Below are 11,825 nucleotides of genomic sequence, written 5' to 3' on the forward strand. Positions count from 1 at the left end.
CCGCCGCGGCCTGGCGCACCAGGGGCTCGGCCACGCCGTCGAGCTGCACGACGAGGAGCCCGGGTCCGCTGACGTCGGTGCGCCGGGCGGTGCGGACGGAGCTGCCCATGACCTGGGCGAGGAAGACCTCGCTCGAGCTGGCGTCGACCACCCAGTCCAGCAGGGCGGCCACGACCGCGAGGCCCCAGGCGATGAGCACGACGTCGAGGAAGTCGATCGGCTCGATGGCCGGCACGAGCGACAGCGCGACCGCGAGGATGAGCGCCTGGGCCAGGAAGCCGGACAGCAGCAGCCCCACGACCCCGGTGAGCACCGTGAGCCGCGTGAGCAGGGGGCGCATCAGGGCGCCGACGAGGAGCACGGTGCCGACCAGCAGCGCCACCGTGACGCTGCCGTTCTCGGGCACCTGCTCGCCCGGCACGAGCTGCAGCGTGACGGCCATGGCGACGAACGACAGGACGAAGGACCGCAGCACCCCGACGAGCCAGACCAGGGGTCGCGCCGTCCGCACGCCGCGTGCCGCGAGGACGGCACGTCGCCCGAACGCGGTCCGTTGCTGCACGTGGTCAGCGTAGGGCGCCCTCGGTGGGACAGCGCGGGGTCATCCCACCGACAGCTCGAACCGGCAGCCGCCGTCCGTGGTCGCGGTGGCCGCCTCGACGACCTCGCCCCGCTCGACCTCCCACTCGTCCTGCGTGTCGCGGAGGCGGATGCCGCCCGTGTCGTTCGTCGGTGCCAGGTCCTCGGAGCTGCGGAGCACCGCGTGGTCGCCGCCGACGTCGACGACGGTGAGCGTCACCCCGCAGCCGACGTCGGCCTCCTCGCCCTCGGCGGGGAGCAGCGTCCACGTCGTCGCCGTGGGGTCGTGGTCCGGGTCCCACCCGTTCCAGGGCGTGGAGACGATCCGCACCTCGCTGACGTCGGGTTCGCTCGCGCATCCCGCGAGGGCCAGCAGGGCGACCGGGAGGGACAGGAGGGCGGCGATGGAGGGGCGCATGGAGGTACGACGCGCGCCGGCCTCCGGCGGTTCCCGGGGCGGGCGGGTGAGGTGCGGCCGCGGCTCAGAAGCCGCGGAAGACGCCGTCCGGGTCGGCGCTGTCGGCGTACTCGAAGAAGCCCATGTTGGCGATGGCGAGGTTGGCCTCGACCTCGGCGACCACGTCGACGGTGCTGCGGAAGCTGCGGGGGAGGTCCGGCTCGCCCTCCGCCGCAGGCCCGAGGTCGACCCAGAGCACGGTGACCTCTCCGCCGGCGGCGGCCTCGCGCATCGATCGTCCGTCGGCCAGCAGGAGGTAGCCGTAGGTCGGGGGCAGGTCCGCGATCGCGGCCTCGGCAGTCAGGCCCGCCCAGGCCGGGTCGTCGGAGGTCAGGATGGCCGGCTGGTAGAGCTCGGGCGGCTCGCCGCACGGACCCGGCTCGCCGTCGCCGAAGTCGGTGCCGGCGAGCACCAGCTCCGTGACGCGCGTCCAGGCGGCGTCGTCGGTGCGGTCGGCGCGGACCAGCACTGCGGTCGTCCCGTCGGCGGCGAGGGCCTCGTCGAGTGGTGTCCCGATGGGGAGGGTCATGTCGAGCTCCTCGGTGTCCTCGACCTCCTCGGCCCCGTCGGGGCCCGGCGGGTCGCAGAGGTCGCTGTCGTCGAGGGGCGGGACGTCCCCGCCCTCCTGCCACGCCTCGCGCACGAGCTCGTCGATCTCCGCCTGCGTCAGGTCGTCGCCGCCGTCGCCCACCCACCCCTCGAGGGAGGTCTCCGACTCGGCACCGGCACGCACCGGGTCGGCGTCGCCCGGCCCGCCGACGTCCCCGCACCCGGCGAGGACCAGCACGGCCGGCAGCAGCGCGGCCACCACGAGGCCACGGGCAGGAGGGCGGGTCACGGCACCATGGTGGCCGCGACGGCCGCCGTTGTCCCGCGAACGCCTCACGCCCGCAGCGACCGCACGAGCGCGACGACGTCGTTGGCGACGCCCCGCACGACGGGCAACCGCGTCAGCCGGCACAGTCGGTCGACGAGCGGCACGACGCCGTGCACGAGGGCCCGGGTGCGCGCCTGGCCCTCGGACGCGTCGTACACCCAGAAGAGCACGACGCCCATCTGGAGCAGCCACAGCAGCTCCGGCATCTCCTCGCGGAGGGCGGGGGCTAGGCGGAGGTCCGAGCCGGCGAGCACCTGACGGTGGATGTCGACCGACGTCGCACGCGCGGCCGCCGACTCGGGGGAGAAGGGCGAGAGGGGGCTGCGCGGGTCCGCCGCGTTCCGGAAGAAGGTGGCGGCGAAGTCGCGGTAGGGCTCCGCGAGGTCGATCCACCCCTCCAGCACGCCCGTGAGCCGCTCGGCGAACCCGGTCTCGGTGGCCAGCACGTCGCCCACCAGGTCGTGGTGCGCACCCGAGAGCTGGTCGTAGAACCCCTGGACCAGGTGCTCCTTCGACGCGAAGTAGTAGTAGGCGCTGCCCAGGGACACCCCGGCGGCGTCGGCGACCGCGCGCATGGTGGTCGCGTCGTACCCGCCCTCGCGGAAGAGCCGCATCGCCGCCCCGACGATCGCGGCGCGGGTCGCCTCGGCCTTGGCGGAGCGGGGAGCAGGCGTCGGCACAGCCGCCAGGGTAGTCACCTCCTCCCGTCGACGCTGTCGGCGCCGTCGGCGGCTGTCGGTACGGCGCGTTCCCTCAGCTGCCGGGAGCGGGGTGGGCGCCGGGGTAGGGCCCGAACGCGCCGGGCACGACGCGGCTGGGCGGGACGGGCGGCATGGTGGCCTGCTCGAAGCGGTGCCGGCGGCGGATCGAGTTGAAGACCAGCACGTTGGTGAAGTGCACGGCGCCCAGCACGAGCAGCACCACGCCGAGCTTGACGCTCAGGCTCTCGAGCATCGCGCTCGCGTCGGGTACGGGGTCGCCGACGCGGAGGAAGAGCAGCACGAAGCCGACGTTGAGCAGGTAGAAGCCCACCACCAGCAGACGGTTCACGGCCCCGGCGAGGTCGTGCCGACCCTCGAAGACGTCGGCCAGGAAGATCGTGCCGTTGGTCGAGAGGACGTGGGCGACCCACATCGTGAGCGGCACGGCGACGGCGAGGTAGCCGACGTAGGTGGCGACGGTCCAGTCCATGGTTCCTCCGGTTTGAACGTGTTCAAAAATGCGGACGGCTCGATCGTGCGGCAGTTTTGAACGTGTTCAAAGAGGGGGTCCCGGGCCGTAGTCCCTGACGTTCCGGCCCCGACACGCCGCGGAACGTGCGCGCCACGGTGCGGAACGTCAGGGACTACCCGGAGGGCTACCCGGAGGGGGTGGCCGGCGAGGCGGCCACGGCGGCCACGGCGGCCACGGCGGCCTCGCGCTCGGCGAGCTCGACCCGACGGCGTCGGGTGCCGCCGAGCGCGGCGACGTTGGCCAGGTGCAGGAGGCCGAGCACGAGCAGCACCACGCCGAGCTTCACGCTCAGCACCTCGACGGCGCCGGTGGCGTCCCGCACCGGGCCACCGGCCCGCAGCAGGAGGAGCACGAAGCCGGTGTTGACGAGGCCGAAGCCGAGGAGCAGGAGGTGGTTCACCGAGCGCGCCAGGCCCTCCCGGTGCTCGAACGCGTCGGCGAGGAACGCCGTGCCGTGCCGGGCGAGCGACCGGGCGACGAGGAAGGTCAGCGGGAGGGTGACGAGCAGGTAGAGGAGGTGGGTCGCGAGCGTCCAGTCCACGTCCGGCCTCAGCTCGGGAGCTCGTCCTCGTCGACGACGTGCACCGCCGCCTCCTCCGCCCCGGCGGCCGCCCCGTCGATCCCGACGTCCTCGGCGACGAGGTCCTTCTCGGTGTCGGTGCGGACGCCCTCGTCGGGTGCGACCAGTCGTCCCGACCGCTCGTCGCCGACCTCGCGCTCCTTCACGAGGTCGTCGAGCCGCCCCTCCGCGGCCTCGCGCTCGGCCTCGGCGTAGGGGTCGGGCTCGGGCTCCTCCTGCGCGACGCGCTGCTCGAGCGACTCGCCGAGGCTCTCCTCGAGCGGGGTGTTGCCGAAGCGCTGCCCGGCCGACCACTTCTCGGGCGGCGAGTAGCCCTCGTCCAACGGCTCGACCAGCCCGCGGTCGTCGTCGACGAGGCTGTCCCCGGTGCTCTGCGGCTGGTCCTCGTCGTCCACCGAGTAGTCGTGGTAGGTCTCGCCGTCGGTCTCGCTCATGCTGGTCCTTCCGTCCGGGGGTGTCCGCTCGTCCGGTACCCGCCCGGCCCCGCATGCAACGACGCCGCCCGGTCCACCCCGAGGGGCGGCACGGACGGCGTCGTCGGAGCCGGGAGGCGTCAGGCCTTCTTGGTCTCCCAGAAGATCTCGGCGATCTCGTCGATCTTGGCGAGGAGCTGGTCGGCGACCTCGGCGTCGAGGCTGCCCTTGGTGCCGGCCGCGCCCGCGAGCTTCGTGGCCTCGTTCACGAGGGTGTGGAGCTGGGGGTACTTCTCGAAGTGCGGGGGCTTGAAGTAGTCCGTCCACAGCACCCAGAGGTGGTGCTTGACGAGCTCGGAGCGCTGCTCCTTGATGAGCACGGCGCGGGTGCGGAAGTCGGGGTCGTCGGAGTCGGCGACCTTGGCGATGACGGCCTTGATCGACTCGGCCTCGATGCGGGCCTGGGCGGGGTCGTAGACGCCGCAGGGCAGGTCGCAGTGGGCCTCGACGTCGACGGTGGGAGCGAACAGACGCATCAGCGGAGCATCCTCTCGGTCGTGGAGGGACCGCCTCGGCGGCGGTCCCGCGGGTCCGGTCGCGGCAGGGCCGCGGCGTGGTTGCGACACTACTCCGCATGGCACGACGGCGGCAGTCCGACCCGGGCTCCGGACACGCGGCTCGCCGCTCCCTCCTGCCCTGGGGCCTGGCCCGCGTGTCGGGCGACTCCATGCGCCCCGGCCTGCGTCCCGGCGACCGGCTCCTCGTCCGGTACGACGCGGCCGTCCGCCCCGGCGACGTGGTGGTGGCCCGGTTCGTGGACGGCACCGTCGTCGTCAAGCGCGCCACGGAAGCCCGCTCGACGCGCACCGGTGCCGCCGGCTGGTGGCTGCTGAGCGACGCCCCGGAGGTGGGGGTCGACTCGCGGCACCGCGGGGTCGTCGCCGCGGACGCGGTCGTCGGGGTCGTCCGCGCCCGGCTCTGGCCTCGGCCACGCCGGGTGTGAGATCAACCACCTCGACGGGCGAGAGTGGTGTGGAACACTGCGCCCGTCCCAGCAGCCCCACCGAGAAGTAGGCCATGACCGCACACGTCGCACCCCAGCCGATCACCGACCACCCCTTCCAGGGGGACCCCGTCTTCGACGCCCACGTGGGCGGGAAGCTCGCGGTAGCGGCGACGGCGGCGGTCGACAGCCGCGAGGAGCTGTCGAAGGCCTACACGCCGGGCGTCGCCCGCGTCTGCGAGGCCATCCACGCCGACCCGGAGCTCACCCAGCTCTACACGTGGGTGCCCAACACGGTCGCGGTCGTCACCGACGGCACGGCGGTGCTCGGCCTCGGCGACATCGGGCCCGCGGCCGCGATGCCCGTGATGGAGGGCAAGGCCGTGCTGTTCAAGGAGTTCGGCGGCGTCGACGGCGTGCCGATCTGCCTGGCCACGACCGACACCGAGGAGATCATCGAGACGGTCGTGCGGCTCGCGCCGAGCTTCGGCGGCATCAACCTCGAGGACATCTCGGCGCCCCGCTGCTTCGAGATCGAGGACCGGCTCAAGGAGCTCCTCGACATCCCCGTCTTCCACGACGACCAGCACGGCACGGCGGTCGTCGCGCTCGCCGCGCTCGAGAACGCGCTCGAGCTCACCGGCCGCACGTACGCCGGCACCCGCGTCGTCATCTCCGGCGCCGGCGCGGCCGGGGTCGCCGTCACCAAGATCCTGCTCGAGGCGGGGATCACCGACCTGGCCGTGACCGACCGCAACGGCATCGTCTCGGAGGACCGCGACGACCTGACGCCCATCAAGCGCACCCTCGCGGGCCTGACGGCGGGCCGGACGGTCCGGGGCGGCAGCCTCGAGGACGCGCTCGCCGGCGCGGACGTCTTCATCGGCGTGTCGGGCGGCACGGTGCCGGAGGAGGTCGTCGCCACGATGGCGGACGAGGCGATCATCTTCGCGCTCGCGAACCCCAACCCCGAGGTGCACCCCGAGGTGGCGCACCGCCACGCGCGGGTCGTCGCGACCGGACGCTCCGACTTCCCCAACCAGATCAACAACGTGCTCGCGTTCCCCGGCATCTTCCGCGGCACGTTCGACGCCCACGCCACCGCGATCACCGAGGGCATGAAGCTGGCGGCGGCCCACGCGCTCGCCGGCCTGGTCGGCGACGACCTGCGCGAGGACCTCATCATCCCCTCGCCGTTCGACCCCCGCGTCGGCCCGGCCGTCGCCGCCGCCGTCGCCGAGGCGGCCCGCAAGGACGGCGTGGCCCGCCGCTGACCCCGGGTACGGCGCGGGGTCGCCCCGCGCCGTACCGCCTGGTCCCACGCTCGTAGTCCCTGACGTTTCGCACCGTGTCGCTCGCCAAGGGCGGCGTGTCGCGTGCGGAACGTCAGGGACTACGCGCGTCCAGGCCACCGTCACGACGGCCCCGACCGATCGGGGGGACGGTCGGTCCTACCCGGTCGGGCACTGGACCGACCGCTCGTCCGCCCGGCTAGGTTGGCGCCATGTTCGCTGTGTACGCCACGGGGTTCTCCACCGACGACCCGCTGAGCGGGCTGGTGGTGGGGGAGCGCCCCGACCCCGTCGCGCCCGACGGCTGGACGACCGTGACCGTCAAGGCGGCCGCCCTCAACCACCACGACCTCTGGTCGTTGCGCGGGGTGGGCCTGAAGGCGGAGCACCTGCCGATGATCCTCGGCTGCGACGCCGCGGGCCACGACGAGGACGGCAACGAGGTCGTCGTCCACGCGGTCCTGTGCGACCCGTCGTGGACGGGCGACGAGACGCTCGACCCGCGCCGCACGCTGCTGTCGGAGCGTCACCAGGGCACCTTCGCCGACACGGTGGTCGTGCCGCGGCGCAACGTGGTCCCGAAACCACCGTCGCTCTCGTTCGAGGAGGCGGCGTGCCTGCCGGCGGCGTGGCTGACGGCCTACCGGATGCTCTTCACGCAGGGCGCGTGCAAGCCCGGTGACGTGGTGCTCGTGCAGGGCGTCGGCGGCGGGGTCGCGACGGCCCTCATCATGCTTGCCCGCGCGGCCGGCCTCCGGGTGCTGGCGACCAGCCGCGACGAGCGGAAGCGGGAGCGGGCGCTGGAGATCGGCGCGCACGAGGTGTTCGAGAGCGGCACGCGGCTGCCCGTGAAGGTGGACGCCGTCATGGAGACCGTGGGGCGGGCGACCTGGTCGCACTCCGTGCGGTCGCTGCGCCCCGGGGGCAAGATCGTCATCTCGGGCACGACCTCGGGCCCGCAGCCCGACGACGCCGAGCTCACCCGCATCTTCTACCGCCAGCTGCAGGTCATCGGCTCCACGATGGGCACGCGCGACGAGCTGGCCTCTCTCATCTCCTTCCTCGACGCCACCGGCGTGCGGCCCCTCATCGACCGGGTGGTCCCCATGGTCGACGCCCGGGACGCCTTCGCCACGCTGGCGGAGGGGGACGTCTTCGGCAAGGTGGTGATGACCCGATGACCGCTCGCGCTCCGCGCCGCACCCACGTCGTCACCGGCGCCGGCTCGGGCATCGGTGCTGCCGTCGCCGAGCGGCTGCAGGCCCGTGGCGACCACCTCGTGCTGCTCGCCCGCGACGAGGCGCGGGTCGACGACCTCGCGGCGACCTACCCCGGCGCCGACGTGGTCGCGCTGGACCTCGCGGACCCCGCCGCCGTGGAGGCCTGGCGGCCCGACGGGCTGGACGTGCTCGACGGGGTGGACTCGCTCCTGCACGTCGCCGGCTTCGTCGAGCTCGGGTCGGTCGCGACGACCGACCGCGCGGTGTGGGAGCGCACGCTCCACGTCAACGTGACGGCGCCGGCGCTGCTCACGCGCACGCTGTTGCCGGCCCTCCGGGCGCGCCGGGGGACCGTCGTCTTCGTCAACTCGGGCGCGGGCCTCACGGCGCACCCGCAGTGGGGGGCGTACGCCGCGTCGAAGTTCGCGCTGCGCGCCGTGGCGGACGCGCTGCGCGGCGAGGAGGGCCCCCACGGTGTACGCGTGTCCACCGTCTTCCCTGGACGCACCGCGACGCCGATGCAGGCCCAGGTGCACGCCCAGGAGGGCGCCGACTACGACCCCGGGGCGTGGATCGCCGCGGGGACCGTGGCGGACGCGATCATCGGCTGCGTCGACCTGCCGCGTGACGCGACGCTGGCCGAGGTCGTGGTGCGTCCCGGTCCCTGACCGGTCGCTCGTCCCCGGCCCCGTCCCGGCCCCGTCCCGGCCCCGTCCCGGCCGGCCCGGCGGCTCAGGGACGCGAGCGCCAGTTGAGCGCGCCGACGAGCATCATGCGCAGCTGGGTGCGCGCGCGGTCGGCGACGGCGTCCTCGGCCGAGCGCCGCCCCTCGGCGACGAGCAGCTCCTCCGCGGTGGAGACCACGGCGCCGACGATGAGGTTGGCCAGCACGTAGAGGTCCTCGCTCGCCCAGGCGTCGGGCCCGGGGAGGCGGGCCAGGTCGGTGGCGAGCTCGCGCTCGCACAGCTCGATCTCGTGGCGGATGGCCGCCCGCACGGCGGCAGGACCGGCGAAGCGCTCGCGGGCGATGAACAGGAAGTGCCCCCGCTGGGCCCGCACGTGCTCGGTCAGCACCCGCACCGAGCTGTCGATGATGTCCTTGAACGTGGGGTCCGCCGAGCGTACGTCGCGCAGCATCGCCCGCAGGGAGACGAAGGCCTCGTCGACCAGCGCGAGGCCGAGCTCCTCGATGGAGTCGAAGTGCCGGTAGAAGGCCGTCGGCACGATTCCGACGTCCTTCGCGACCTGGCGCAGGGACACGGCCGAGAGGCCGCCCGTCTCGGCCAAGCGGAGCGCGGCGGCCAGGATCGACTGCCGCGTCAGCTCCTTGCGCTCGACGCGGCTGAGCCCGTCGGCGGCGGCGCCGGGGCGCGCGGAGGGGCTGGACACGGGGCCCATCGTCCCACGGACGGGTGACCGGGCGCGGCGCGGCCGTGGGCGTGGCCCCGGCCACGTGTGTCCTCGGCCACCGGTCCTTGACCCGGCGCTGGCGACCTCGGCATCCTTGTCGGTGCACAAGCGTTCACTCAGTGGTGGACGCCCCACCGACCTCTGGAGCCACGCCATGAGCCTGACCAGCGCCCTCCTGCGGTCCCGTGCCGTCGCCGCGCTCGCGTCGCCGCACGGCGTCGACCGCTACCTCGAGCTCGTCAACCCCATGTGGGCGGCCCGCGAGGTGCGCGCCCGCGTGGTCGACGTCCACCGCGAGACGAGCGGCGAGCACCCCGTCGCCACCATCACCCTGCAGCCGACGTCGACCTGGCGCGGCCACCGTGCCGGTCAGTACGTCCAGGTCGGCATCGAGGTGCCCGGCGCCCGGCGCACCACCCGCTGCTTCACCATCTCCTCGGCCGCGTCCGCGCCGGGCGAGCGCTTCACCCTCACCGTGCGGGCGCACGGCGAGGGCCTCGTCTCGAAGTTCCTCGTCGAGCAGGCGCAGCCGGGGTTCCTCGTGCACCTCTCGCAGGCGCAGGGCGAGTTCTGCCTCGACGAGAGCCCCGCGACGCCGACCAACAACCACCTGCTCTTCATCACCGGCGGGTCCGGGATCACGCCGGCGATGTCGATGGTGCGCACGCTGCTGCGGGACGGGTACGACGGCCACGCCGGCCGCAAGGTCACCTTCCTGCACTACGCACGGGGCCCCGAGGACCAGATCTTCGCCGACGAGCTCGCCCGGATCGCCGCCGCCGACAACGGCGTGCGGGTCGTGCTGCGGCACGAGTCGGCGGGCGACCCCCTCTTCAGTGCGATCGACCTCGCCCGCGAGGTGCCGAACTTCCGCGAGGTCGACACGTGGGTCTGCGGCCCCGCCGGCCTCATGGAGCGGGTCGAGACGGCCTACGACGGCTCGCCCCGGCTGCGCACCGAGCGGTTCAAGCCCCCGGTCGTCACGGCCGGCACTGCCGAGGGCGACGTCGTCTTCGCCCGGTCCGGGGAGCAGGCCCCCAACTCGGGCGCCTCGATCCTGGAGCAGGCCGAGGCGGCGGGCCTGACGCCCGAGTTCGGCTGCCGCATGGGCATCTGCTTCTCCTGCACGGCACGCAAGAGCGAGGGCACGGTGCGCAACGTGCTCACCGGCGAGGAGTCCTCGCTCCCCGACGAGGAGGTCCGCATCTGCGTCTCGGCCCCCGTCGGCGACTGCGTCGTCGACCTCTGAACCCCACCGACCACCCGTCGTCATCCCACGAAGGGAGCACCCCATGACCGCCGCACCCACCGAGGCACTCCGTCCCGCTCCGACCCCCGAGCCGGGCGAGGAGCCGATCAGCCCCAACCTCCCGCTCACCCCGACGCAGCTCGAGGCGTTCGGCGAGGAGATGGACGCCATCCGCCAGCGCATCATCGCCAGCCTGGGGGAGGAGGACGCGGCGTACATCCGCAAGGTCGTGAAGGCGCAGCGCGCCTTCGAGGTCGCGGGCCGCGCGCTCTTCTACCTGCCGCCCGCGTGGCCGCTCGCCGTGGCGTCGCTCAGCATCTCCAAGATCATCGACAACATGGAGATCGGGCACAACGTCATGCACGGCCAGTACGACTGGATGGGCGACCCCGGCCTCAACTCGCGCATGTTCGAGTGGGACAACGTGTGCCCGTCGGAGCAGTGGAAGTACTCGCACAACTACATCCACCACACGTTCACCAACATCGTCGGCAAGGACCGCGACATCGGGTACGGCGTCCTCCGGATGGACCCCGACCAGAAGTGGCACCCGTACTACCTGGGCAACCCGGTCTACGCGTTCCTCCTCATGGTGTTCTTCGAGTGGGGCGTCGCGCTCCACGACCTCGAGGTGGAGAACATCGTCGCCGGCAAGCGGAAGATCTCCGAGAACGCCGCCCTGCACCGCGGGATCATGCGCAAGGTGAAGCGCCAGGCGCTCAAGGACTACGTGCTGTTCCCGGCGCTCACCGGCCCGCTCTTCCCGCTCACCTTCGCGGGTAACGCGACCGCCAATTTGGTGCGCAACATCTGGGCCTTCAACATCATCTTTTGCGGGCACTTCCCGGCGGGGGTCGCCTCGTTCTCGATGGAGGAGTCGGAGGACGAGTCGCGCGGCCAGTGGTACCTGCGCCAGCTGCTCGGCTCGGCCAACATCACCGGCAGCCCCCTCTTCCACGTGATGAGCGGCAACCTGTCGCACCAGATCGAGCACCACCTGTTCCCCGACTTGCCGGCACGCCGCTACCCGGAGATCGCCGACGAGGTGCGGGAGATCTGCGAGCGCTACGGGCTGCAGTACAACACCGGGCCGCTGCACAGCCAGCTGCTCAGCGTCGCCAAGAAGATCTGCCGCTACGCGCTGCCCGACGACGTCTCCGAGGTGCCGGGCGTCCCGCTCCTGCAGCGGCTCCTGGGTCGCCGCAAGCCGGCCCCGGTTGCCGTCGTGCCGGACGCTGCCTGACACTCGTCCCATGACCGACGAGCGCACGGGAGGCGACCGCCTCAGCAAGGCCGAGATCGCGAAGGACGTCGTGCAGACCTCGGTGGAGATCGCCGCCACCACGGTGGGCCGCGTCGCCGCCATCGTGACCGGCGCCGTGCGGGACGTCGCGAGCGCGGTGGGCGAGGGCGCCACCGAGGCGTTCGAGCTCCGTGACGCGGCCCGCCGCGCGACGGCCGAGCTCGACCCGGTCCGCGAGCAGGACCGGGGCGCCTGACGTCGTACGGTTA

The 11,825-nt window shown here is 73.3% G+C and carries 15 protein-coding genes; 7 read left to right on the forward strand and 8 right to left on the reverse strand.

The genetic code is table 11. From position 1 onward, the window contains the following. Positions 1-601 precede the first annotated feature (601 nt). The 7 genes from QE405_RS02935 to sodN form a co-directional block, all read right to left on the reverse strand. Positions 602-997: a hypothetical protein gene (locus QE405_RS02935; protein WP_307198722.1), complete on the reverse strand. Its 396-nt coding sequence runs from the start codon at positions 995-997 to the stop codon at positions 602-604. Between the two features lie 64 nt (positions 998-1,061). Then, the gene (locus QE405_RS02940) at positions 1,062-1,874 is read right to left on the reverse strand and encodes a DUF6924 domain-containing protein (protein WP_307198723.1); all 813 of its coding nucleotides are present in this window, start codon (positions 1,872-1,874) and stop codon (positions 1,062-1,064) included. A 44-nt stretch (positions 1,875-1,918) separates the two neighbouring features. Beyond that, entirely contained in the window at positions 1,919-2,593 is a 675-nt protein-coding gene (locus QE405_RS02945) for a TetR family transcriptional regulator (RefSeq protein ID WP_307198724.1), read from the reverse strand. A 73-nt stretch (positions 2,594-2,666) separates the two neighbouring features. Further along, on the reverse strand, positions 2,667-3,104 hold the full coding sequence (locus tag QE405_RS02950) for a hypothetical protein (RefSeq protein ID WP_307198725.1): 438 nt from the start codon (positions 3,102-3,104) through the stop codon (positions 2,667-2,669). Positions 3,105-3,270: 166 nt separating this feature from the next. Continuing rightward, on the reverse strand, positions 3,271-3,687 hold the full coding sequence (locus tag QE405_RS02955) for a hypothetical protein (RefSeq protein ID WP_307198726.1): 417 nt from the start codon (positions 3,685-3,687) through the stop codon (positions 3,271-3,273). A gap of 8 nt (positions 3,688-3,695) precedes the next feature. After that, positions 3,696-4,160: a DUF5709 domain-containing protein gene (locus QE405_RS02960; RefSeq protein WP_307198727.1), complete on the reverse strand. Its 465-nt coding sequence runs from the start codon at positions 4,158-4,160 to the stop codon at positions 3,696-3,698. Positions 4,161-4,279: 119 nt separating this feature from the next. Continuing rightward, positions 4,280-4,675 carry a superoxide dismutase, Ni gene (sodN, locus tag QE405_RS02965; RefSeq protein ID WP_307198728.1) on the reverse strand — a complete coding sequence of 132 codons (396 nt, stop codon included), beginning with the start codon at positions 4,673-4,675 and terminating at the stop codon, positions 4,280-4,282. A 98-nt stretch (positions 4,676-4,773) separates the two neighbouring features. On the opposite strand from sodN, the gene QE405_RS02970 reads away from it, so the two are divergent. The 4 genes from QE405_RS02970 to QE405_RS02985 all read left to right on the forward strand — a co-directional run bounded on the left by QE405_RS02970 (position 4,774) and on the right by QE405_RS02985 (position 8,322). After that, on the forward strand, positions 4,774-5,142 hold the full coding sequence (locus QE405_RS02970) for a S24/S26 family peptidase (RefSeq protein WP_307198729.1): 369 nt from the start codon (positions 4,774-4,776) through the stop codon (positions 5,140-5,142). Between the two features lie 74 nt (positions 5,143-5,216). Then, positions 5,217-6,416 (forward strand): NAD(P)-dependent malic enzyme, encoded by a 1,200-nt coding sequence (locus QE405_RS02975; protein ID WP_307198730.1) that lies wholly within the window; start codon positions 5,217-5,219, stop codon positions 6,414-6,416. Between the two features lie 230 nt (positions 6,417-6,646). Then, positions 6,647-7,615, forward strand: a complete 969-nt coding sequence (locus tag QE405_RS02980; protein ID WP_307198731.1) for a zinc-binding dehydrogenase — start codon at positions 6,647-6,649, stop codon at positions 7,613-7,615. Continuing rightward, positions 7,612-8,322 (forward strand): SDR family oxidoreductase, encoded by a 711-nt coding sequence (locus QE405_RS02985; protein WP_307198732.1) that lies wholly within the window; start codon positions 7,612-7,614, stop codon positions 8,320-8,322. The genes QE405_RS02980 and QE405_RS02985 overlap by 4 nt, the downstream gene beginning before the upstream one ends. Positions 8,323-8,386: 64 nt before the next feature. On the opposite strand, the gene QE405_RS02990 is transcribed toward QE405_RS02985, so the two are convergent. Continuing rightward, on the reverse strand, positions 8,387-9,043 hold the full coding sequence (locus QE405_RS02990) for a TetR family transcriptional regulator (RefSeq protein ID WP_307198733.1): 657 nt from the start codon (positions 9,041-9,043) through the stop codon (positions 8,387-8,389). Between the two features lie 175 nt (positions 9,044-9,218). On the opposite strand from QE405_RS02990, the gene QE405_RS02995 reads away from it, so the two are divergent. Genes QE405_RS02995 through QE405_RS03005 form a run of 3 tightly spaced genes read left to right on the forward strand, consistent with a single transcriptional unit; the run spans position 9,219 to position 11,812 of the window. After that, the gene (locus tag QE405_RS02995; RefSeq protein ID WP_307198734.1) at positions 9,219-10,313 is read left to right on the forward strand and encodes a ferredoxin reductase; all 1,095 of its coding nucleotides are present in this window, start codon (positions 9,219-9,221) and stop codon (positions 10,311-10,313) included. A 43-nt stretch (positions 10,314-10,356) separates the two neighbouring features. Next, a complete protein-coding gene (locus QE405_RS03000; RefSeq protein ID WP_307198735.1) occupies positions 10,357-11,556 on the forward strand; it encodes a fatty acid desaturase family protein in 1,200 nt (399 codons plus the stop codon). 10 nt (positions 11,557-11,566) lie between these two features. Beyond that, positions 11,567-11,812, forward strand: coding sequence for a hypothetical protein (locus QE405_RS03005; protein WP_307198736.1), 246 nt, complete (start codon positions 11,567-11,569; stop codon positions 11,810-11,812). Positions 11,813-11,825: the final 13 nt, after the last annotated feature.

It is taken from the genome of Nocardioides zeae (assembly GCF_030818655.1).
GTDB lineage: Bacteria > Actinomycetota > Actinomycetes > Propionibacteriales > Nocardioidaceae > Nocardioides > Nocardioides zeae_A.